The organism is Lamprobacter modestohalophilus (genome assembly GCF_016583905.1).
Taxonomy (GTDB): domain Bacteria; phylum Pseudomonadota; class Gammaproteobacteria; order Chromatiales; family Chromatiaceae; genus Lamprobacter; species Lamprobacter modestohalophilus.
The window spans coordinates 1-22847 of record NZ_NRRY01000064.1 but is presented as its reverse complement, the minus strand read 5'-3'; the positions used below and the strand labels follow the sequence as shown (position 1 = coordinate 22847).

The following is a 22847-nucleotide window of genomic DNA, read 5'->3' as shown; positions in this document are numbered from 1 at the left end:
CGCCCAAGCATGCCTCTTGGCTGAACCAGATCGAGATGTGGTTCTCCATCTTGGCGCGCAAAGTGATCCGCCGCGGTAACTTCCTCTCGGTCGATGATCTTCATGAGAAACTCGCCAACTTCATTGATTTCTTCAACGACAAGCTGGCCAAGCCGTTTCGCTGGACCTATACCGGGAAGCCACTCGCGGCTTGATTGGCTGGTCGGTATCAGGATTTTCACAGCAAAGCACTAGGTTGCCGTTAGGTTGAGCAACTTGGAGGCAGCAGAAGCGCAACATCATTAGAATGCGCTGTAGCAATCTGCGACGGTGCTGACTCTGAGCGCACCCGAGCAGAGTCTGCGCAAGCAAGCAGAACAGATCTATGCCGAAATCCGCCCCCCCTGTCCGACTCCAAGAAGATCTGATTCAGAGCGCCAGCCTGGCTGGGTCGCAGCTTCACCGCAGTGCCGCTGAGCAGATCGAATACTGGGCCTCGCTGGGGCAGCAGATCGCCGGCTTTGTCGATCCACAGAGCCTGTTAGCTGTCGCCGCAGGCTTGGCACGGCTGCGCGTCGAGCCGATTATGGCTCAGCCCGTCGCTTCCGAGTCGGTCTTCGCGGCGGTGGAATCGGATCGGCGCTCTGGGGCGTTATCCCGAAAGGTCACCCAAGCTGCCATTCGCTATCAGGCTTCGCGCACGCATCCAGGCTATCTGGAGCAGATCGACGCCAACGGCCTGCGTACCCTTGGTACCTTCCGCCAGGGTGTGTTCGTCCCGCTCGAAGAGCAGGCGGTTTGGCTAAGGGCTTGACCATTATCGGCTAAGGGGTTGACCATCATCGACCGATTGTCTCAAGGCCCAACGTGCTCTACCAGACCGGCGCCACCTGGCCATCCTGACCCAGACAGAGCACAGCGCAGCCGCCGCGGCCATTCTCGGCGTGCAGCCCGTCGATCGGCGCTGTCTTGCCATGCTCGACCAGGGCGCGCAGTTCGGTCTCGCTGAGCGGGTGTCCGGCGATGACCTGCCAGATCACGAAGTCGCAGCCCTCGCGCCAACGCGAGCAGCCATAGCCACGCCGCCCGACGATGAGCTGGCCTTGACCACACTTTGGACAGCCCAATGGCTTCAACTGCAAGGCTGTGCGGATCTCGGCGAGCTGCGCTGAAAACGCGCTCGCCGCATTCGCTCGTGGCTCTCGTGGTTCTTGCGGCTCTTGTGGCTGTGGCAGCTGTGGCTGCGCGGGCGGATTGGCGCGCCTGCGAGTACCCGAATCGGAGGAGCGGACGCTTTGCTGTTGGCGACCCACAGAACGCCCTTGCCGTCCCGTACTGCCGCCAGGAGACGCCTTCTTGCACGAACGACCTGAGGAGATGGATGTGGCTGTCCCACGCGCCGCCCGCGCTGCCGCCACCTGTTCTGGCGGCAGCGCAGCGCCTCGCGCCACCTGCGGAATCAGCTCGGTGACAAAGCGATTGATATCCGCATGAAAGACAGCGGCCTCGGCGCGCCCTTCCTCGATATCCTTCAGCCGCTGCTCCCAAGCTGCAGTCAGTTCAGCGCTCTTCAACGGCTCGGCAACCAGACCGATCAGCGCCTGGCCCTTGTCGGTCGCAACGAGCTGTTTGCGCTGGCGCTCGACATAACCGGTGCGGATCAGTTTCTCGATGGTCTCGGCGCGCGTCGCCGGTGTGCCCAGCCCGGCACCCTTCATCGCCGCGGCCAGGACCTTGTCCTCGATCTCTCGGCCGGCGTACTTCATCGCGTTCAACAGGGTCGCATCCTCAAAGCGCTTTGGCGGCTGCGTCTCGCGCTCGATCAAATCCAACGAGGCGACATGCACGGTCTGGCCCTGGGTCAAGGCCGGCAGCAAGTCGGCCTCATCGACACTAGGGCGACCCGCCTGCGGCTGCTGCCCATTTGCCTTCTGCTCTTGGGCCTGTTGTCCCTGCTCCTGTCGCTCATGTGCCAGTTGCCCGTGCACTTGCTGTGTAGGCGCGTGTTGTGCTGACTCTCCGGGCTGAGATCGGCCATGATGCCGCCCAGCAGCGCTACCTGTGGCCACTCCATCGACTCGCCCGAGATGGCGCGGATCAGCGCGCGTCCAGCCTGGATCGACCACGACCCGACCCTTGGCGATGAAGGTCTCACCGCCGATATCGAGCTGAACTTCGGTCTCATCGACGCACTGATCAGGCAGAAACACGGCGACAAATCGCGCCGCGACCAGATCATAGATGCGCCGCAGTGGCTCCGGCAGGTTGGAAGGCGGTCGTGTCGCGGTGGGCAAAATGGCGTGATGATCGGTCAGTTTGGTCTGATCGACATAGGCGCGCCCGAGCCGATGCCCACTCTTCAATCGCGCCAGCGCCTCCTCCGCAAGCGGATGGTCGAGCTGCTGCAAGATCCCGGGCAGTTGCGGCACCAGATCCTCGCCGATATGGCGGCTCTCGGTACGTGGATAGCTGATCAGCTTGTAAGTCTCGTAGAGGCTCTGCGCCAGCTCCAGGGTCTTGGCCGCAGTAAAGCCGTAGCGCCGATTGGCCTCGCGCTGCAGCGTGGTGAGATCGAATAACGGCGGAGGACGGTTGCGCTGCGGCTTGGTCTCGACCGAGACGACTTGGCCAAGGTACTCCGGGTGAATGCGCTCGCGCAGTCGATCGCGCAGCGCCTCGGCCTCGGCCTTGTTGTCGAGCCGGGTTGGATGTTCGCCCGGAACAACGCCGGCACGCTTCGGCTCCAGCCCTTGCGATGCCTGCTGCGCTTGCGGCGGCTTGTGATACTTGGCCTCGAAGCCCTCGGCCAGCTGCGCGATCAGTTCATAGAACGGCGTCGGCACGAAGGCATCGATGGCCTGATCGCGCGTGACAATCATCGCCAGGGTCGGCGTCTGCACCCGGCCGATGGTGCAGAGCACCCGGTTATGGACGGTATAGGCGCGGGTCAGATTCATGCCGATCAGCCAGTCGGCTTGGGCCCTAGCGCGCGCCGCAGCGGCCAGCGGGTCGTAGTCATGGCCATCGCGTAATTGCGCGAGACCAGCGCGGATCGCCGCATCGGTCAGGCTTGAGATCCACAGCCGCTGCACCGGCTTGCGACAGCGCGCATGCTCGGCGATGAGGCGAAAGATCAGCTCACCCTCGCGCCCGGCATCCGTCGCGCAGATGACCCGCTCGGTCGCGGCGTCGGTGAGCAGCGCCTTGACGATCTTGAATTGGGCTGCGGTCTTCTTGTCGGTGCGCAGTCGCCAGCGCTCTGGCAACATCGGCAGCTGCGCAAACGACCAGCGACCAGCCCAGGCCTCACCATAGGCATCCGGCTCGGCAAAATGCACCAGATGGCCCAGCGCCCAGGTCACGCGCCAGCCTTGGCCCTCTAGGTAGCCCTCACGCCGCGATCGCGCACCCAGGATGCGCGCAAGATCTCGCGCAACACTGGGCTTTTCAGCGACAATGACGCGCATCAGAGCAAGCGTAGTCGGTCATTGTTCTACTCAGCACCCAAAGCACTTGTCATCACGCATTCCAGTTAAGCTGATCGATGCGACCGGCTATCCTGATTCAGGGCAGAGGCGGCGGTTATCGGCAGCGTCTCGAGTCAAGCCTAAGACGATTTCTGTCAAAGCTCATACCGCCTTGCTGGTCTTTTCGCTCGCCTTCTTCGTCGCGCCGCCGGTCACATAGCTCGGCTATGCTCTCGGCGACGCTCCTCGAAGGCAAACGAAAATCCTGCGCAATTCGGTACGAGCTTTTCCGGCAATCGCCTAAGGGGGCGGCACGCCAGGGAAGAAGTCGTCTTCCAGCAGTTGCCCGACAGTATAGGGACATAGCGTCGGAAAGGTCGCCAACGGCAGGCGGGTTTCCTTGTGCGTAAGCCTGATGGCGGCGGGATAGGCGCCGGCGATGGCTTCCTCAAACTGGGCTTTTAATCCGGGTGACTCGATCAACAAATCCGCGATCTGCTCACGCTGTTGGATGATGGTCGAGCGCCAACTGCGTCCATCGAATTCACGCCAGCGCTCGGCGGGGTTTTGATACTGAAATTCCCACTTCAGCAAATGCGCGCTCAATACCAGCAATCGGCTGTGCAGTTCACGCCGATCACTTTTGCTCATATCGCTCAGCTCTTCTAACAAGTGCTCGATATCGAGCGCGTCGAAACGCCGAGCGCGCAGGAGTTCGGCGTTTCGCTTGGCCCAAGCACTGTAGTCGGTCTGGTACAGAGTCGCGAGGTCAGTCATGAGGCAGAGTCTGTTATTTGACTGCAACCGACGGCTCAGAGCACACCAAAGCCCTGAGGCACTCTCTGCGAGCCGTGTGCATATCCGTTTCCACTACTCCGGATCATAGCCCAACACCGGCGATAGCCAGCGCTCGGCCTGTTCTAGCGTCCAGCCCTTGCGCTGGGCGTAGTCCTCGACCTGGTCCTTCATGATCTTGCCGGTTCCGAAGTAGCGCGACTGCGGATGCGCGAAGTACCAGCCGGAGACTGCCGCAGTCGGTAGCATGGCGAAGCTCTCTGTGATGGTCAGGCCGATGCGCTCATCGGGCTTGAGCAGCTCCCAGAGGGTGCCCTTCTCGGTGTGGTCCGGGCAGGCCGCATAGCCGGGTGCCGGGCGGATGCCCTCGTACTTCTCGGCGATCAGCGCGTCGTTATCGAGCTGCTCGCCGGGCTTGTAACCCCAGAGCGTCGTGCGCACTAGCTCATGCAGCCGCTCGGCGAAGGCCTCGGCCAGGCGGTCGGCCAGCGCCTTGAGCATGATCGAGCTGTAATCGTCGTGATCGGCCTCGAAGCGCTCGAGGTGCTCGTCGATGCCAATGCCGGCGGTGACCGCAAAGCCGCCAATCCAGTCACGCTTGTGCGAATCCGCCGGGGCGACGTAATCGGCGAGGCTGACGTTCGGCTGTCCCTTACCGGCGGTACGCTGCATCTGTTGGCGGAGCATGCGCAGGGTGGCGCTGACCTCGCTGCGCGTCTCGTCGGAGTAGATGGCGATGTCGTCGTCACCGATCCGATTGGCCGGGAAGAAACCGCAGACGCAGCTTGCTTGCAGCCAGCGCTCCTTGACGATCCGTTCCAGGAAGGGTACCGCGTCATCGAACAGCTGCTGCGCCTCCTTGCCGACGATCTCGTCGGTGAGGATGGCCGGATATTTGCCGGCCAGCTCCCAGGCCTTGAAGAACGGCGTCCAGTCGATGTACTTGACCAGATCGTCGAGCGGATAGTTGTTGACGGTCAGGATCACGCCGTCGCCACTGCGCTCGAGCGTGATGTCCTTAGCATCGAGCCCCGGTAGCGCGGCCGCAAGCGCCGTCGCTGGATCGCTGCTGCCCGCATCACCGCCCTGCCCTAGCTCAGCGCCAGTCGCCAAGATCGCTGGCATCGGCGGCTCATAGCTCGCCCAGTCGATCTCGGTCTTATTCGCGCGCGCTAGGGCCAAGCTCATCAGCTTGCTGGTCTTGCCCTTCGCCAGTCGCTTGGCGCGGACCTCGGCATACTCCTCGACGATGCCGGCCACATAGCCATCACGCTGGTTCTTGCTCAGCAGGTTCGAGACCACGCCGACCGCGCGCGAGGCATCCGGCACATAGATCACGGGCTCCTCGCGCTGCGGCGCGATCTTGACCGCCGTATGCACCTTCGAGGTCGTCGCGCCACCGATCAGCAGCGGCTGGGTCATGCCCTGGCGCTTCATCTCCTTAGCGACGTGGACCATCTCATCGAGCGACGGCGTGATCAGCCCGGAGAGCCCGATGATGTCGGCCTTCTCCTCACGCGCCCGCTGCAGAATGGTCTCGGTCGGCACCATCACACCCAGATCGATGACGTCATAGCTGTTGCACTGCAGCACCACGCCGACGATGTTCTTGCCGATGTCATGTACATCGCCCTTGACCGTCGCGATCAGGAACTTGCCGTTGCTCTCATGCTGAGTGCCGGAGGCCTCCTTCTCCGCCTCCAGGTACGGGAACAGATAGGCCACCGCCTTCTTCATCACGCGCGCCGACTTGACCACCTGCGGCAGGAACATCTTGCCCTCGCCGAACAGATCGCCGACGACATTCATGCCGTCCATCAGCGGCCCTTCGATGACGTGCAGCGGCTTCTCGGCGGCCTGGCGTGCGGCCTCGGTGTCTTCCTCGATGTACTCAGTGATGCCCTTGACCAGCGAGTGCTCGAGCCGCTTGTTGACCGGCCAGCTGCGCCACTCGAGGTCTTCGACCTTCTCGGCGCTCGAGCCGTCGCCCTTGTACTTGGGCGCCAGATCCAAGAGCCGCTCGGTCGAGTCGTCGCGGCGGTTCAGGATCACGTCCTCGACCGCCTCGCGCAGTTCCTCAGGCAGATCATCGTAGATCGCCAGCTGACCGGCGTTGACGATGCCCATGTCCATCCCCGCCTTGATGGCGTGATAGAGGAACACGGCATGAATCGCCTCGCGCACCGGGTTGTTGCCGCGGAACGAGAACGAGACGTTGGAGACGCCGCCCGAGACCTTCGCATGCGGCAGGGTGCGCTTGATCTCGCGGGTCGCCTCGATGAAGTCGACGGCGTAGTTGTTGTGCTCCTCGATGCCGGTGGCGACGGCGAAGATGTTGGGGTCGAAGATGATGTCTTCGGCCGGGTAGCCGACCTGTTCGGTCAGGATCTTGTAGGCGCGGGTACAGATCTCGACCTTGCGCGCCTGGGTGTCGGCCTGGCCGACCTCGTCGAAGGCCATCACGATCACCGCCGCGCCATAGCGCCGACAGAGCCGCGCCTGCTCGATGAACTTCTCCTCGCCCTCTTTGAGCGAGATCGAGTTGACGATGGCCTTGCCCTGCACGCACTTGAGCCCGGTCTCGATGACGTCCCACTTCGAGGAGTCGATCATCACCGGCACGCGGGCGATATCGGGCTCAGCGGCGGTCAGGTTCAGGAACCGATGCATCGCCTCGGCCGATTCCAGCAGGCCCTCGTCCATGTTGACGTCGATGACCTGGGCGCCACCCTCGACCTGCTCCAGCGCCACGCTCAGCGCGGTGTCGTAATCGTCCTCCTTGATCAGCCGCTTGAAGCGCGCCGAGCCGGTGACGTTGGTGCGCTCGCCGACGTTGACGAAGAAGCTGTCGGCCTTGATGTTCATGGGCTCGAGCCCGGACAGGCGGCAGGCCGGCTCCAGCACCTTGGCCTCGCGCGGGGTCATCCCGGCGACCGCATCGGCAATCGCCTTGATGTGCTCGGGGCCAGTGCCGCAACAGCCGCCGACGATATTCAGGAAGCCACTGCGCGCCCAGTCGCTGACCTCCTCGGCCATCTCCTCGGGGCCAAGGTCATAGCCGCCGAGTTCGTTCGGCAGGCCGGCATTGGGATGCGCCGAGACCCGGCACTCGGCAATGCGCGCCAGCTCTTCGACATAGGGACGCAGCTCCTGCGGACCGAGCGCGCAGTTCAGGCCAATGCTCAGCGGCTGGGCATGCCGCAGTGAGTTGTAGAAGGCCTCGGTGGTCTGGCCGGTGAGGGTGCGACCGGACTGATCGGTGATGGTGCCGGAGATCATGATCGGCAGCTCGACGCCGTCCTCGTCGAAGACCTTCCAGACCGCGAACAACGCCGCCTTGGCGTTCAGGGTGTCGAACACGGTCTCGACCAGGATGATATCGGCGCCGCCCTCGATCAGCCCACGGGTCGATTCCGCATAGGCCGTGACTAGGGTGTCGAAGTTGACGTTACGAAAGCCCGGGTCGTTGACATCGGGCGAGATCGAAGCGGTGCGGTTGGTTGGGCCGAGTACGCCGGCAACGAAGCGCGGTTTGTCGGGCGTTGAGTAGCCCTCGGCGGTCTTTCGAGCCAGTCGCGCAGCCTCAACGTTGATCTCCCGTGCCAGCTCCTCCATGCCGTAATCGGCCATCGCGATGCGGGTGGCGTTGAAGGTGTTGGTCTCGAGGATGTCGGCACCAGCGGCCAGGTACTCGCCATGAATGTCGGCGATCAGGTCAGGCCGGGTCAGCACCAGCAGGTCATTGTTGCCCTTGAGATCGCTCGGCCAATCCTTGAAGCGCTCACCACGGTAATCGCCCTCTTCCAACTTGCGGCGCTGGATCATGGTGCCCATGGCACCGTCGAGGATGAGGATGGTCTGTTCGAGGCGTTGCTTCAGAAGGTTGGTTCGATCACTCATAACAAGTTGCTGGGTCCGGTGGTTGAATGAGGGTCCGCAGCCGCTGGCGGTCAGCAGGCCAAGACGGGCCGTGTTCAGATGGCAGCCGCGCAAGCGCCAGTCTCAGATGGCTTGCTCTCGACTGCGGCTAGGCTGTGTCCGCTGCTCAGCAGCTGCGAGCTTCGACCAAAATCGCCTGATCAGATTCGCTGAGCACTTCGTCGCAGCTGGGAGCGAAGCCTCGGGCGTCTGGGGCTGCCTGGACGAGCGAAAGGTCCACAACGTCCTAAGGCTCATGGCGCGCCGTCACCCCCGAAAACTGAATCGCTTGAGATCCAGGTTAACAAGGCCGGCGGCTAGGCTATCCGCCTCTAGCCGGCGCAACAGCGGTATTTGGCGTCAGTCGCGGCAATCAGACCTCCCCGTCGTCTGCCAGTTTCGGCATCTGATCCGGCAACTAGTCCGGCATCTGTTCCGACTTGAGCCGCGCCTTGCGCCTATATCGCTCATGCTGAGGCTGGCCATTCCAGACCACAGGCTTCGCTAGCCATTTTTGGATGAAGGCCCACGAGGCCTGGTAGCCATCATGGGGGAGCGTGCAAGCGGTGCAGTCCTTTCTGGTCACACCCTGAGCGTCCGTGAAGACCTCGTAGGGTCCAGGACAGTCGTACGCGATCAGGGGACAATAACAAAAAAGGCAGTTAAATTCTCGTTTGACCCCAGAATGGCAGGGGAGAAACGGGCAATTTTCGTTCGTAAACCCTTTGAAACCCTGGTTATTTGTAGAATCTTTTGGCTCCATTGCCGACAACCCTTGGCGAACGCCGACCAACCTCGAATGGCGAGCCGAGCAGCTTAAACAGACATCATGGGGACCATCCGAGCAGGCGCAAAGGACCGCAGCCCGCATCGACCGACCGCCTGCGGCATCGGGTCATCACGTCCATGACGATCTGGGGCTCTGGGGCTCTGGGGCTCTGGGGCGGCAGTCCCCGACCACAGGCCGAACGCCGAAGTCCTTGGTAACGCTGCGCGGGGAAAGATACGCGGGGAAAGATGGGCTAGGATTGGCGCTGTATGACGACCGACATGAAGACAAACATCACGACTGACATGACGGCTGAGATCACAACAAACAGCCCGGGAGAGTGCAAGGTTGAACGCGTTAAGAAGCATCACTGACCGCAGCAGCAGCCGGCTGATCGGGAACATCCAACCACGACGATCGAGCCGATTCCCTTTTGGCCTGACGCTCATCCTTGTCCTGATCCTGCCAAGTCCAGTGCGCGCGGAGACCGTCACCGCAAGCGCGCTTTTTCAGGCTTACGAGCACAACGAGGTCGTCGCCGAGGACAGCTACAACGGCCGCCATATCGGCATCGACGGTCGGGTGGCGGGGCTCAAGCAGGCGATCATGGGAGCCCCCATCGTCTTGCTCGACGCCGGCGCGCCCAACCAGTGGATCAGCTGCCACTTTCCTCAGAAGGCCCAGGCCGAGATCGCCAAACTGCAGGTCGGCGACCAAGTCAGTTTTAATTGCAGGATCAAGTACCGCATGGGCAATACCATCCATGCCTCGGCTTGCAGCTTGGAGTGATCCCAACACGCAGGCCTTCGGCGAGCTATCGTGAGACTGGTATCGACTGGCCAATTGGTCTTTCGTCGATCCCTGGTCGTTCAGGGACCGCTTTGCGGATGGAACCGCCTAGACTCAGACCCTTTGCAGCCCGCTGACGCGCTGCACGCGTCGGACCAGCGCATCGCCAAGCACTGCCTCTTGGCTGTAGAGCAGCGTGAAACGCTTCTTGGCGCGGGTGATAGCGGTATAGAGCAGCTCACGCGTCAGCACCGGATTCGGACTCTCTGGCAGGATCAGCGCCGTATGCTCAAACTCAGAGCCCTGGGATTTGTGCACCGTCATCGCAAACACCGTCTCGACGGCCTGGAGGCGGCTCGGCAGGACCCAGCGCACACCCCCATCGGCATTGGGAAAGGCAACGCGCAGCATCCATTGAATCCTGCCCGTCGTCGCCACCGGCACCCGGAGCGTGACTCCGACATCGCCGTTCATCAGGTTTAGGCCGTAGTCGTTGCGCGTCACCAACACCGGACGGCCAGCGAACCATTGTCGCTGCATGGCACCGACCACGCCGAACTCCCGACCCGAATGCCGGCCCCGCTGCTGACTAAGATCCTGGCCTCGCCCCAGATCCTGATCCAGCGCTAGATGACCTGCTGCGCATAAGTGCTCGATGATGCGCTGGTTCAGTCCCAAGACGCCCCACTCGCCTTGGCGCAGTGGCGTGAGCAGCTGAAACCGCTTCTGCGCCTTGAGCACTTGCTTTGCCCAGGCATCCACCTCGCACTGAGCCGCACCGATCCCCGGCGGTTGCTCGCGCATCAGGCTCAAATAACCATCCGGGCCGCCATAGCCGACGCTGGTCAGCACATCCAGCGCAGCATCATCGGTCGCCTTGAGCCTGACAGCTGCGATCGTCCCCAGCCGACCATCTGGGCGCTGTCGTTCACGCTCGAACAGGCGGTGAACTGCATCGCTGCGGTCCACAGCCGCCTTAGCGCCCTGCACCGGCTGATTGACCAGCGCCGCCAAGGCACCGATGCCGCCCTGCTCACTGAAGCGGTAACTCTTGCGCAGCATCACCACAGCCTGATCCAGGGCGCTCCCATTAGCATCACCATAAACGGCCGGGACCGTCTCGCCGACGGTCTGCTCGAGCCAGGCGATCGTCTGCGGGCGATAGTGGGCTTGGACAGCACGCTGACAGAGGTCCCCGAGCACCGCTCCGGCCTCGACCGAGCTCAGCTGATCCTTGTCGCCGAGTAGGATCAGGCGGGCATCGGGCCGCAGCGCCTCGAGCAGACTCGCCATCATCTCGACATCGACCATCGAGGCCTCGTCCACCACCACCACATCGGCCGGCAGTGGGTTAGCAGCATGGTGGCGGAAATGGCGGCTGTCTGGGCGGGTCCCGAGTAGACGATGCAAGGTCTTGACCTGAGTCGGAATACGGCCTGCAGTTGCAAGCTCGCCCGGGAGCCCCCGTGCCTGCTCGGTGATCGACTCGTTGAGGCGCGCCGCTGCCTTGCCGGTCGGCGCCGCCAGCTCGATGCGCAGCGGTGGCTCTTTGGCCGCCGTGGCCAGGCCTTGGAGCACCGCGAGCAGACGCACCACGGTAGTGGTCTTGCCGGTGCCAGGGCCGCCCGTCAAGATAAAGAACGCATGCTGCGCGGCCAGCGCACAAGCGATGCGTTGCCAATTCGGTTGTGGAGCCGAGGCCGACTCAGACTGAGGGATGGCGTCAGCCTGATCGAGACTCGCTTGAGGCTGAAACAGGGCATCGAGCTGATGCCGCAACACGACTGGATCAACCGCGATGCGTCGCTGGAGCCGCAGCTGGATACCAACCCGGATGCGCGCCTCGTATTGCCAGTAGCGGCGCAGATAAAGCAGCGGTCGTTGCTGGCTGCCGGCCAACACCAGTGGCGCGCTGTCGTCATCCAAGACCTGCTCGGTGCCTGCCCCTGCAGACGCATCTCCTCGACCAACTCGGCGAGAGTCGGCACCCTTGGTGGCGGGATCAGCACCCTCGGCGGTGGGGTCAGCACTGGCCCCAAGTCGGTCGCAAACTAGCGGACTGGCAGCCAGGCGCGCCATCCAGTCGTGCACATCCAACGCTTGCAATCGAGCGCCCAACGCCTGCCGCACGGGCAGGCTGATCTCCTGATCATCGCGCAGACGACTGAGCAACGCCTCGGGATGAGCCAGCGCCCCCTGGAGATCGAAACAGACATGGCCGTGACCATTGCGCTCACTGGTCAATGCCACCGCGAGCAGCACGGCGTCGTCCTGTTCCCCAGCCTGCTGCGCGAGAAAACGCGTGAGAGCAAGATCTAGCGCACGCAAGGCGCCAGCCTCGACCCAAGTGCTCAGGGTCTGCAGCAAAGACTCGCGATTGTCGGCTGTTGTCGACGCTTTGGAGACCAGAGGCTTGTTCAAGCGACCTCCGAGGTTTGCGTCGTGTGCGTCGTTTTCGTCAAAGGGGCGCCAGCGAAGAGCTGATCCAGTGCATCGATCAGGGCGCGTGGGGGCTTGTCGGTATACAGACCCTGGCTAGGGGCCTGAGTGCCGCGCAGAAAGGCATAGATCGCACCGCCGACATGGCGATCGTAATCGTAACCAGGCAGCCGGGCACGCAGCAGTCGGTGCAGCGCCAGCAGGTAGAGCGCGTATTGCAGATCGTAGCGATGCTCAAGCACGGCGGCCGTCATGGCCTCGGACGTGTAGGCGCTATCCTCGGGTCCGAGCCAGTTGGACTTCCAGTCGAGCAGGTAATAGCGCCCCTGATGCTCGAACACCAGATCGATGAAGCCCTTGAGCATGCCGTTGAACCCCTGCGCACGCAGCTCCGGCCGCGGCTCGCCGGGTCGGCAATGGGCCTGTACCAGGGCATCGAGCACGCGGGTCTCAACCTGGATGCTTTCGATCCAGAACTCCATCTCGACCTGAATCTGCTGCCCGCTCAGGTCCTGCAGTGCAAGGCAGGGAGCAGCCGATGGCTGTTCACTGAGCCCGCTCAGGGTCAAGCGCTGGGTCAAGCAGGCCTGCAGCCAGCGGTCGAGCGGATCGATCCAGTCTGCCAGGCCACGCAGTGCGCAGCGCCTTGCAAGCATGTCGCGGCGCTCGGTCGAAGCCTGCACCGCGGCCGCATAGCCTTGATAGTGCGTCCCGTCCTGGTGCTGCCATTGCTGCATCGCAGCCCATTCGAGCAGGCCGTGCAGAAAGGTGCCATAACGGCTGCCGCGCGGGAAACCGTGCAGCAGACCGCCTGGCTGATGCGTTCTATCCTGACGGCCTGCATCGACGTCAATCGCGTTGAGGGTTGAGGCTGGAGCTGGAGCTGGAGCTGATGCAGATCCGGATTTAGCTTCAGATCCGGATTTAGATGCAGGATCAGGTGGCAGTGCCAGATTGGTCCCTGCTCCGTGCGCAGACCTTGCCACCAGACTCGGGGTCATTGGCACGACCTCTCTCAGCATCCCCTCCTCCCGGGTGGTCTCCTGCGCAGCGGTATCCGTAGCGGCCTCTTCCAGCGTTCGCGGCAAGGCATCAGCCTTAGGCGCGCCCGCGCCCTGGCTCAGCGCTGAGTAGCTGCTGATCCACCAGGGTGTGAAGTGTGCATGGGAAGGCACGCGCGCCGGCTCCAAGGCAGCCTCGCTCACGGCAGCAAGTCGACCAGATTGGATGGCGGGCGCTGGTATGATCGTCATAGCATCGCAGTCGCCCTTGAGCTGGGCGAGCGCTTCCCAGACCGCCTGCGGCGAAGGGAAGGACGCACCACCACCCAGCACATAGCCGATCGCAGATCGCTCTAGCTGTGGCTGCTTGGCATTGCCACTCTTGAGCGCGGCCATGCCGAGCATGACCGCATGCCGAGCCCGGGTCAGCGCGACGTAGAGCAGACGCATATCTTCGCTCAGGCGTTCGTCATCAGCAGCGACCCAGGCGGCTTTGAACAGCTTATGGCCAGCCACCTCAAGATAACGGCTCGGTGGACTGACGCCTGGACTGACAGCTGCGCGGGCGACCTGGCCCGCGGTAGCCGACTCGCCGCTGGCGTTTCCACTGGCGTCCCTACTGGCGTCGCTCATGCGATACGGAACCTGCTTGCTGTGCCCATCGACACTGCGCCAGCTACAGATGAAGGGCAGCAGCACCAGCGGATATTCGAGCCCTTTCGACTTGTGGATGGTGATCACCTGCACCAGCTCGGCGTCGCTCTCCAGGCGCAGGATGAACTCATCGCCGCGTTGTTCGAGATGCGTGCTCAGATGGCGGATCAGCGCCTGCTCGCCATCGAGCGCCATCGCGGCCTGCTGCAACCACTCGGCCAGATGCAGCAGATTGGTCAGGATGCGCTCACCGTGACCGCGTGCCAGCAGCCGCGCTGGCAGATCGGCCTCGTGCATCAGTTGACGCAGCATGGCGAGCACACCCTGACGCTGCCAGGTCTGGCGATAGGCACGGAAGCGCTCGATCTCAGCCTCCCAGGCCAGCTCATCCTGCTGCAAGCCGGCCAGCGTTTGCAGCGGCAGCCCCAGGGTGTTGGTGCCGAGCGCGGCGCGCACCAAACCCTCGTCGGTCGGCTCAGCGCAGGCGCGCAGCCAATGCAGCAGATCGCCGGCCTCTTCGGTCTCAAACACCGAATCGCGATCAGACAGGTAGACACTGTTGATTCGGCGCGCGGCCAGCGCCTCGCGCATCACGGCAGCCTCGGTGCCGGTGCGCACCAGAATGGCAATATCCTTGGGCCTGAGCGGCCGGTGGCCCTGGTCAGTCTCAAAGCCACAACGGCCCTGGCGCGCTTGCTGCAGCCAACGCAGGATCTCAGAAGCCGCTGCCTCGGCCATCTGCGCCCGATAGTCACCCGAGCTGATCGGCGCATCGCCGCTATCGAGCCGCCAGAAGGTCATCGCAGGCGCGGGCTCGCCGTCGATGATCAACTGCTCATCGCGCCCCTTGGCGCTGACCTCGAGATACGGGATCGGATTCTCGACACGCATCTTGGCAGCCGCCTTCGCGTTAACCTGCCTTCCGCTCTCACTCGTCTCCCGAAACCGAAACGCGCCCCGTGGATGACTGTCGGCATAGCTGAACAGCCGGTTGCAGGCGTTCACCACGGCTTCGGTCGAGCGGAAGTTGCAGCCAAGGCTGTAGTGGCGGCCAGCGGTGGCGCGCCGCGCCTCGAGATAGGCATCGATATCAGCGCCGCGAAAGCTATAGATGGCTTGCTTGGGATCGCCGATCATCACCAAGGCGGTGCGTTCAGCGACCACCTGCTCACTAAATGGTCCGGCGCTGGGCCCGGCGCCGGTATCGAAGCCGGGTTCAGCGCCAGGCTCGGCGCCATAGATCGAGGCGAAGATTCGATATTGGATCGGGTCAGTGTCTTGGAACTCATCGATCAACGCGACCGGAAACTGTCCGCGGATGGTCGCCGCGAGCTGCTCGGCTTGGGCTTGGGCTTGGGCTTGGCCGCGATCCTGGCCTGGTGACGGCTCAGCGGCGCTGTGGCTGGCCGGCCTGAGCGCGGTATCGAGCTCGCGCAACAGGTCATCGAAGCCCATCTCGGCGCGGGTACGCAGGCGCCTCGGCAGCTCCTGAGCAACCCAGTCGGCGGCGTGGGCGAGCACAGAGGCCTCCAGCGACGGCTCGGGCGGTTCTGGTAAGGCCGGTTTGGCCTGATTCGCCGACTGCCAAGCGGCGAGCGCAGCAAAGGCCGGATGCGCATGCACTGCTTGGATCGAAGCCGCCTTCTTGAAGGCAAAGGCACCCTGGGCGAAGTTCTTCAGCTTGCCCGGCGCTGCGACGCCCTGCTCAGCCCAGGCAGCAATCGCAGCCAGCAGCTGCTCGAAGTCTTCCAACCGGGTGCTTGCGTGCTGCGTGCCCTTGAGGTGGGGCCGCAGCTCGCGCAGATGGGCTTCAATAGCCGCACGGTCAGCGCGCCATTGTTCACGCGCCAGCGCTTCCAGTCGATCGCGCTCAGCGTCAATCACCGCACATTCAGCCGCAATAGCATCGGCCTCCAACTTCCAGCGGCACTGCGCTGCGAGCGGCTCGGCCAGAGTGTCGCAACGCAGCGGCTGACCACGATAAGACAACCCCGCATCGCGCCGACCCAGCCATTGCCCGAGCCGCTCCTGCAAGGCCGCTGGTGATGACAAGATCGCCTGGATGCAGACCGCCTGTTCGGCAGGCAGTGGGTAGAAATGAATCCGCCAATAGTCCCGCAGGACCTCGGCGACCAGATCGCTCTGATCGGTGACCAATTCGCGCTGGAATAGGCCGCGGGTGGCGAAGGCATGCTCCTGCAGCATGCGCTGACACCAGCCATGGATGGTCGCGATCATCGCCTCGTCCATCCATTCGGCAGCCTGACGCAAACGGCGCGCACATTGCGGCCAGTGTTCTGGCACATAACTGGCACAAAGTGCCCGGAGCGCATCGTCTTCGCCACGCTGGGCGGCGTTTTCGTGTGCTCGCTCGAACAGCTCTGCCGCTTCCACTAAGCGCAGGCGGATGCGCTCACGCAGTTCCTTGGTCGCCGCGTCAGTGAAGGTCAACACCAGGATCTCGGGCGGCATCAGCGGCCGCGCGAAGGCGCACCCATCGCTGCCATGTCCGAGCACCAAACGCACATAGAGCAGTGCGAGGGTGTAGGTCTTGCCGGTGCCGGCGCTGGCCTCGATCAGTCGGTTGCCGTGCAACGGGAAACGCAACAGATCGATGGGCTGCGGTTGTGGACGGCTGTTGTCAGGCATGTCACAACTCCTGTTTTTCACTTTTTCTGTTCATCCCTGCTCATCTGTGGCTCTCCTCCAACGCGGCCCGAGGTGCCATGACGGACCCGCTCGACCAAGGGTCGGTAGAGCTGATCGACCAGCGCATGGAAACGCGTGTCCCCGCTCAACGCCGCATAGCTCGGCCAGAAGCGTCGATAGCCTGCATGCTCCATGCATTCGCCATTCTGGTTGAAGCCCCCCTCATACGCCGTGACCGGACGACCCTGCTCGCCCATCAGGGACGCAAAAGCGGTCTTACAAGCCAGCGGCAGCAGCTCGCTCAAACCGCGTCGGTAGCCCGACATCAGGTTGCACAACTCGGTCTCGGCCTCCTCGATACTGAGCGGTGACAGCATGATCTCGGTCTCGGGACCCAGCAGACAGGTCGTGGTCGGCCCCGCTTGCTGTGCGGCCAGATGCGCTGGCCAATGTCGCACCAGGTGATACCACTTGGGCTTGTCATCCTGGAGTAGCCGGCTCGGCTGTAAGGTCAGCCGCAGCCGGTTACCGGCGGTATCCGCACAGAGCCCAGCCAAGCTGTCCTCGAGTCGCAGTCCATCGGTCTCTAGCTGCACTGGCTGCACCGGCAGCCGAAGCGGATGCTCAGCGGCCAACGCCCGAAAGCGCGCCAGCGGCAGTGACAGCTCGTCACCAAGGCGCGCGACCCAAGCCGCATCGAACGGTCGCATCGGCAACTGTCCGGCTCGCGCCAACCGTGCGATCGCGACCTGCAGGCAGTCCTCAGTCGCTACTGTTGGCTCTGCCACTAGGCGCTGCTGGATGCTGCTCAAGATGGCACTTCGCAGCCCCCAACTGCCGAGTCCGTCGAGATCGAATGGCTCCTCGTCGTCGCGTTGCTCGACCTCGGCATCCAGGTAGAGCGACAGACGTTGCCGGTAGAAGGTCTTGACCGGATAGCGGAGGAAATCACCCAGCAGACTGAGCCGGATTGGACCCTCGAAGGTCGCCGGCCCTAGTCGCGGTGGCGGCTCGGCTGGCTGCTCAGTAAGCCGCCGATGCATGGCCTGCCATTCACTGGCGAAGGTGAACAGGCGTGGATCGCGGCCCGCCTCGGCCAGCGGTTGGAAATAGCGCCGACTGAAGGGCTGCAATGGATGCTCGGTGGTCAGCGCCGCGACTAAGGCCTGACCTGAATGCCCCTCTCCGGCGCCATCAACCGGATTCCGGGAACCGGCCAGCTGCCAACCAGCGGCAAGATGATCGCGCAATTGCCCCACCAAGACCGATGCAGGCCGTTCCGAGTTGTCGCGGATGCTGCGCCCGACCCAACTGATTACTAGGCGCTCGCGCGCGGCGAGCAGCGCCTCGAGGAACAGGTAGCGGTCGTCCTCGCGCCGCGAGCGACCCCCCGGGCGGTAGTCATTGGCCATTAGATCGAAATCGGCCGGTCGGCGGCTGCGTGGATAGTCGCCGTCGTTCATGCCCAATAGCCAGATCTGACGAAACGGGATCGCGCGCATCGGCATCAAGGTCGCGAAGTTGACCGCGCCGGCCAGAAAGCGCTGGCTCAACGTCGGTGCATCGAGCCCGGTGAGCAGTGAGTCGCGCACCACCTCCAAAGGCAGCAGCTCATCCTCGACGCCACCCATGGCGCAGTCGAGCAGCCATTGCTCGAGCACCTGCCGCACGCTGGCAAGCGCCCATTCATCGGCCTCACTACTGGCAAGGAACAAGGCATCCAGTTGCTCGGCCAATAGCGCGCTCCAGTCTGCCGGAGTGCGCGGTTGCTGCAAGGCCTGCCAGGCTTGGTTTAGGGTCTCGAGCAGCTCGGCCAGCGAGCCGATCAGCGCTGCCTCCAGGCCAGCAACCTCATCGAAAGGCTCGATGCCCTGCCAGGCGCCACTGACGCCAGTGGCGAAGCCAAGCAGCATGCGCTGCAGGCCGAACTGCCAACTGTTCTGCTCTAACCCGTCGGGCAAGCCCAAGCGTGCGCGTTGGCGCGCATCCAGCCCCCAGCGAATGTTGGCGCCATCGATCCACTGACGCAGCCGCGGCAGATCGGCCTCATCCAGGCCAAAACGCGCGCGGACGGCAGGGATCTCGAGCAGATCGAACACCTCGCTGACCGCGAAGCGCGCCTGCGGCAGATTGAGCAGTTGCTCGACACCGATCAGCAGCGGGTCGCGCTGACGCAGGCCTTGATCGGCGATATGAAACGGGATACGGCGCGGGTCATCCACCGCCAAGCGGCCAAATACCGCCGCAATCGACGGCGCATAGGTGGCAATGTCCGGCACCATCACGAGGATCTGACGCGGCGGCAGCGGTGCACCAGCCCGATCGGCCTCGGCGAAGGCCTCGAGCAGCTGGTCGTGCAAGATCTCCACCTCGCGTTGCGGGCTGTGCGCGACCAGAAAGCGGAGACTGTGATCTCGCGTTGGGTCGATCGCACTGGCCGCCGCCTGGCGTTCGGCAAGCGGGCGCAGCTCTAGGATGTCATCTTGCAGCTGTTGCAGCAGGGTTCGCGCCGCATCGTCTTCGCCGCCTGCGGACTCAAACAGATCGATGGTCAGGCTCTGGGCCTGAAAATGCGCTTCGTACTGCTCGCGCTCGTCATATTCATCCAACAGGCGGATGTAGTCTCGGCCCTGCTTACCCCAGGCCGCCAGCAGCGGATGGCCATGCAGATGGAGCTCGGTCTCATCCACATCCTCCGGCACCTTGCGTGCGCTGGAGCGCCGGTAGTGACTGCGGAATAACTCGCGGCCCTCGACGATATCACCCCAGTAGTGCCGGCTCGGGTTCTGCACGAACAGCATCACCTGGGTAACCGGGGCGATGGCCTGCAGAACCTCGATCGCCTGGCGCGGGAGCGACGAGATGCCGAAGACGATGACACGCCTTGGCAGTGCTGTTGGGCGTGTCTGCCAGCTCAAGCTCGCAGCTCGACTCAGGAAGCGTTGGTGGATCTCAGCGCGGCTTGCGCCCTGCAACTGGTCAGGCGGAAGATGCTGCTGCAGATCCTGCTGCAGCCGACGCCAGAGCAACGGTTGCCAGCATTGACTCTCCGGCAACAGGTCGCGTTTGCCGTTCGGGCGGATCAGCACATCCTCGCCCTGCTGCCAGGCCGCCAGCCAGTCAGCCCGGTAGACCTGGTACTGATCGTAGAGGTCAGCGAGACGCTCGGCAAGCTGCTGACGCCGCCGCGCATCGCCATCAACGGCAAGAAAACCGCGCAACGGCTCCAAGCAGGCGACCTGCTCGGCAGCGACCGCCTGCGCGTCGAGATCACCGAGCAGCCGATACAAGCGCCAGCTCAGCGGCGTCTTCTCGTAGGCCGATGTCTCCGGCAGTTCGCCGAGCACCGCACGATAGGTCTGCCAGAGAAAGCGCGCCGGCAGCATCAGATCGACGGCCGCGGCAATGCCACAGCCGCCATCCAGATCATCGCCACCGGAGCCATCTCGTGCCGGCGCGGCCAGCGCCAGCTTAAGCCATTGACCGATGCCGTTGCTCTGCACCAACACCACCTCGTTTTCGAGCGGATGCAGCGGATAGCGGCGCAGCCAAGTCGTCATCAAACCGCGCAGCGACTCTAGGCGATTGCCTTGGATCAGCATGAAGCCGGTCTGCCAGGCTGACGACTGATCCTTCACCTGTACTTCATCCTGCACTCCATCCTGCACTCCATCCCGTCCTTCATCCTGCCCTGCCAGCTGCGCCATCAATGCCTCCGTTCAATGCTCGAATCGTTGTGTCACGGTGTCATCCGGGTGTCAGTCAAGATCCCTTGTATCGAGAAGGCAAAGGATCACCGAGCCCATACGCGGCAGGTTGCGCCGTTGTTCGCGGCCGGCAGTGTACCGCCGTATTCGTCGAAACGGGCCAAGCGTCTGACCATTGTTTGCATCACTCTGGATTGGCATGCTGTGCAGCCCCGTCAGTCAGGCCGTGTTGCCGGCCACGCACCGATTTTCGCTTGAAGCTCAGCTGAAAACGCATGCTTGTGCGGGCTGACGCAGCAGGCGGCATCGGCGCAGACTAGACGCAAACTAGGCGCAGATTAGGCGAGCGCGAGATCCCGAGCAACTGGGCATGCAGCACGACTGAAGTTGCGATCGCGTGTGGTCGTCGTTCGCCACTCGCTGCGGATCAGTGAGATCATGGGCGATCTTGCGGGCTGGCTGTGAGCGGCGGCCAAAGTCACTGGAACTGTCTTGATCATGCTGCTTGTGCGTCGGCCTCGTCGTCATCAACCCGGGGAGATTTCCGCCATGTCGGATCGCCAGCGCCGCCTCGTCGGCCTCTTGCTCTTGATCATCGGGCTCGGTGTCGCCTCGTCACAGGCGCTGCTGGCCTCCTGCAGCGGTTCAGCGATCGCCGCTTCGGTCTCGACGGCGGCGCATTGAGGAGGCCAGGATGAAACGTCTGCTACTACTTGTCATCGTCCTGGCCGTGATCGCCGCACTCCTTCTATTGCTGTGGCGGCGGCTGAACGGACAAGACAAGGCCAAGCGCGACCTAACTCAAGCGGACGCCTCACAAGCGGGTTGGCCCCTGTTCGTATTTCCGCTCCCCGCCGCCATTGCGGCGCTGGTTGCACTCATCGGCGGACAGCTCGGGATGCTGCTTGGCGATGTCTTTGGCTATGGCTTGATGCTGGGTGGCGCACTGCTGGTCCGACTAGGGTCAGGTGACCGGCGAGCAATCGCCGACTGGCTCTGGCGGCGGCTGTCGCCGAAGACCTTAGGTGCCCTGCTTCTGGCGTTCGGCAGCGGCATCACGGCCTGGCTCGGTGCTGGACATCATCCAGGCATTGCCCTGGCCTTCGGGCTGCTGACACTGCTGGGTGTTCATCTTGCCTATGGTCTCGATCTCTCCTTCCAGCCCCGGCTACACCGTCGGCTGGACTTAGGTGCGCAGGGCGCGGCATCGCTGCGGGAGGCAGCGCGGACCATTGCCGCCATCGAGCAGGCGCGTCTGGAGATCCGCCAGCCAGAGCTGAGCGCACGGCTCGCGAAGATCGCGGCGTTGGCACAACAGATCCTTGAGCGCGTTAATGATGATCCACGGGATCTGTGGCAGGCACGCAAGTTCCTGACGGTCTATCTGGAGGGCGTCCAGCGCGTGGTCGAAGGCTATGCCAAGACCCACGGCCGCATCGCCGCCCCCGAACTCGAGCAACGGTTCCGCCATGCCTTGGAGACGGTCGAGACGGCCTTCCGCGAACAGCACCAGGTGCTGTTGGAGCGGGATGTCGAGGATCTCGATGTTCAGATCGAGGTGCTGACCCAGCAGTTGGCGCGGGAGGGCATGCTTTAGCGGGTCTTGGCGGCCTGCCCTAGTAGCGCCTCGTCGATCTGAAAGCGCTAGCCCTTGAGCGCGGCCAGTTCCGCGGGGCTCGGCCGCTTAGCAAACAGGCTCATTCGTCGATGATCCCTTTCGCCTGCAAGCTGGCTCGGGTGAGTGACTGACGCAAGGGCAGCTCGGACTCATCGCGGATGTCGATGTTCAGGGCGAAGATCCAGCTGGCCTCAGCAGTCTCGACATAACCGACGTACCAACCGATCTGAGGTGTCGCGCGCGCGGCCCAACCGGTTTTGGCGAAGAGGCGGAAGTCCCGGCCCTCCTCGGCCAGCATGATCACGCGGAGGTCGGCGTAGGTCTGCGGGCGATAGGGCAGCCGGCGCTCGATGACTTGGCGCAGGAAGCGCACCTGCTCTTGGGCGCTGATAGTGAGGCTGCCGTCGAGCCAGAATGCGTTGGTGACAAAGGGCTCTTGGAGTTCGCCATAGTCGGCCTGAGCCAGATGGACGCGATAGCGCTCCGCGCCGATGCGCTCGGCCAGGCGCTGGTAGCACCAGACGCAGGAGACGGAAAAGGCGCTTTTGAGTGTCTGATCCTGGTTCCAGTCCGGATAGGGATGCGGGCGGCCGTCCCAGGGCATGACCTCGTCGATGCCGCTGATCGCACCTTCTTCCAAGGCGATCAGCGTGTTGAAGACCTTGAAGGTGGAGGCGACCGGCAGGCGTTGCTCGGCCCGTGCTGCGTTGTGCAGGATGACCGCTTGGCCATCGAGACGGGCGAGGACGAGTGTGCCCTGCACACCTGCCTCGGCGAACAGGGCAGCGATCTCGGCGTCCTCGGCCTGGACGGCGGTGACGGGGATCAGTATCGCCAGCAGCAGCCAGCGCAGCCGCACTCGGAGCGTCGGTCTTGTGCTGTCGGATGGCCATGTTGGCTGACGGGTCATGATGGCAGTGGTCCTCGAGCATTAATGGAATGGTCCGCCCCGCTCCTCCAACACACCCCGAGCGGGCACAATAAGCGATGATGAGAACCCATCGTCAACCAAGGTAGCGGAGCAGACCAATGACAGAGACTCACAAAGACCGGGCCATCACG

12 protein-coding genes and 1 pseudogene are annotated in these 22847 nt (G+C 63.4%); 5 read left to right on the top strand and 8 right to left on the bottom strand.

Annotation, left to right across the window (positions count from 1 at the left end):
* Together CKO42_RS23085 and CKO42_RS23080 are read left to right on the top strand one after the other, a co-directional pair.
* A pseudogene (locus CKO42_RS23085) lies at window positions 1-194 on the top strand (IS630 family transposase); the annotation flags it as partial.
* A 170-nt stretch (window positions 195-364) separates the two neighbouring features.
* A complete protein-coding gene (locus CKO42_RS23080; RefSeq protein WP_200249773.1) occupies window positions 365-793 on the top strand; it encodes a TA system antitoxin ParD family protein in 429 nt (142 codons plus the stop codon).
* 58 nt (window positions 794-851) lie between these two features.
* Here the strand turns inward: CKO42_RS23080 and CKO42_RS23075 are convergent, their stop codons facing one another.
* From CKO42_RS23075 to CKO42_RS23060, 4 genes are all read right to left on the bottom strand, one after another.
* A complete protein-coding gene (locus CKO42_RS23075) occupies window positions 852-3446 on the bottom strand; it encodes a type IA DNA topoisomerase (protein WP_338034990.1) in 2595 nt (864 codons plus the stop codon).
* Between the two features lie 300 nt (window positions 3447-3746).
* Window positions 3747-4223: a DUF29 domain-containing protein gene (locus CKO42_RS23070; protein ID WP_200249767.1), complete on the bottom strand. Its 477-nt coding sequence runs from the start codon at window positions 4221-4223 to the stop codon at window positions 3747-3749.
* 93 nt (window positions 4224-4316) lie between these two features.
* Window positions 4317-8141, bottom strand: coding sequence for a methionine synthase (gene metH / locus CKO42_RS23065; RefSeq protein WP_200249763.1), 3825 nt, complete (start codon window positions 8139-8141; stop codon window positions 4317-4319).
* 436 nt (window positions 8142-8577) lie between these two features.
* Window positions 8578-8922, bottom strand: coding sequence for a cysteine-rich small domain-containing protein (locus tag CKO42_RS23060; protein WP_200249754.1), 345 nt, complete (start codon window positions 8920-8922; stop codon window positions 8578-8580).
* Window positions 8923-9276: 354 nt separating this feature from the next.
* On the opposite strand from CKO42_RS23060, the gene CKO42_RS23055 reads away from it, so the two are divergent.
* Window positions 9277-9717, top strand: a complete 441-nt coding sequence (locus tag CKO42_RS23055; protein ID WP_200249746.1) for an OB-fold protein — start codon at window positions 9277-9279, stop codon at window positions 9715-9717.
* A gap of 114 nt (window positions 9718-9831) precedes the next feature.
* On the opposite strand, the gene recD is transcribed toward CKO42_RS23055, so the two are convergent.
* Genes recD through recC form a run of 3 tightly spaced genes read right to left on the bottom strand, consistent with a single transcriptional unit; the run spans window position 9832 to window position 20167 of the window.
* A complete protein-coding gene (gene recD / locus CKO42_RS23050) occupies window positions 9832-12138 on the bottom strand; it encodes an exodeoxyribonuclease V subunit alpha (RefSeq protein ID WP_242479636.1) in 2307 nt (768 codons plus the stop codon).
* Window positions 12135-16460, bottom strand: a complete 4326-nt coding sequence (gene recB / locus CKO42_RS23045; RefSeq protein ID WP_200249744.1) for an exodeoxyribonuclease V subunit beta — start codon at window positions 16458-16460, stop codon at window positions 12135-12137. Before recB ends, recD begins: the two co-directional genes overlap by 4 nt.
* Window positions 16461-16477: 17 nt before the next feature.
* Window positions 16478-20167, bottom strand: coding sequence for an exodeoxyribonuclease V subunit gamma (recC, locus tag CKO42_RS23040; protein WP_200249737.1), 3690 nt, complete (start codon window positions 20165-20167; stop codon window positions 16478-16480).
* 549 nt (window positions 20168-20716) lie between these two features.
* On the opposite strand from recC, the gene CKO42_RS28050 reads away from it, so the two are divergent.
* Both CKO42_RS28050 and CKO42_RS23035 read left to right on the top strand, forming a co-directional pair.
* A complete protein-coding gene (locus tag CKO42_RS28050; protein WP_274608959.1) occupies window positions 20717-20851 on the top strand; it encodes a hypothetical protein in 135 nt (44 codons plus the stop codon).
* Window positions 20852-20861: 10 nt separating this feature from the next.
* Window positions 20862-21764: a 5-bromo-4-chloroindolyl phosphate hydrolysis family protein gene (locus tag CKO42_RS23035; protein ID WP_200249729.1), complete on the top strand. Its 903-nt coding sequence runs from the start codon at window positions 20862-20864 to the stop codon at window positions 21762-21764.
* Window positions 21765-21864: 100 nt separating this feature from the next.
* Here CKO42_RS23035 and blaOXA read toward each other — a convergent pair whose 3' ends face one another.
* Complete coding sequence (gene blaOXA / locus CKO42_RS23030; protein WP_200249727.1) at window positions 21865-22695, bottom strand: class D beta-lactamase; 831 nt, start codon at window positions 22693-22695, stop codon at window positions 21865-21867.
* Between the last annotated feature and the right edge of the window lie 152 nt (window positions 22696-22847).

Bases quoted from the DNA above. Each gene is read 5' to 3' on its own strand.
- CKO42_RS23080 (WP_200249773.1), top strand. From the start codon at position 365: ATGCCGAAATCCGCCCCCCCTGTCCGACTCCAAGAAGATCTGATTCAG.
- CKO42_RS23075 (WP_338034990.1), bottom strand. From the start codon at position 3,446: ATGCGCGTCATTGTCGCTGAAAAGCCCAGTGTTGCGCGAGATCTTGCG.
- CKO42_RS23070 (WP_200249767.1), bottom strand. From the start codon at position 4,223: ATGACTGACCTCGCGACTCTGTACCAGACCGACTACAGTGCTTGGGCC.
- metH (WP_200249763.1), bottom strand. From the start codon at position 8,141: ATGAGTGATCGAACCAACCTTCTGAAGCAACGCCTCGAACAGACCATC.
- CKO42_RS23060 (WP_200249754.1), bottom strand. From the start codon at position 8,922: ATGGAGCCAAAAGATTCTACAAATAACCAGGGTTTCAAAGGGTTTACG.
- recB (WP_200249744.1), bottom strand. From the start codon at position 16,460: ATGCCTGACAACAGCCGTCCACAACCGCAGCCCATCGATCTGTTGCGT.
- recC (WP_200249737.1), bottom strand. From the start codon at position 20,167: ATGGCGCAGCTGGCAGGGCAGGATGAAGGACGGGATGGAGTGCAGGAT.
- CKO42_RS28050 (WP_274608959.1), top strand. From the start codon at position 20,717: ATGTCGGATCGCCAGCGCCGCCTCGTCGGCCTCTTGCTCTTGATCATC.
- CKO42_RS23035 (WP_200249729.1), top strand. From the start codon at position 20,862: ATGAAACGTCTGCTACTACTTGTCATCGTCCTGGCCGTGATCGCCGCA.
- blaOXA (WP_200249727.1), bottom strand. From the start codon at position 22,695: ATGACCCGTCAGCCAACATGGCCATCCGACAGCACAAGACCGACGCTC.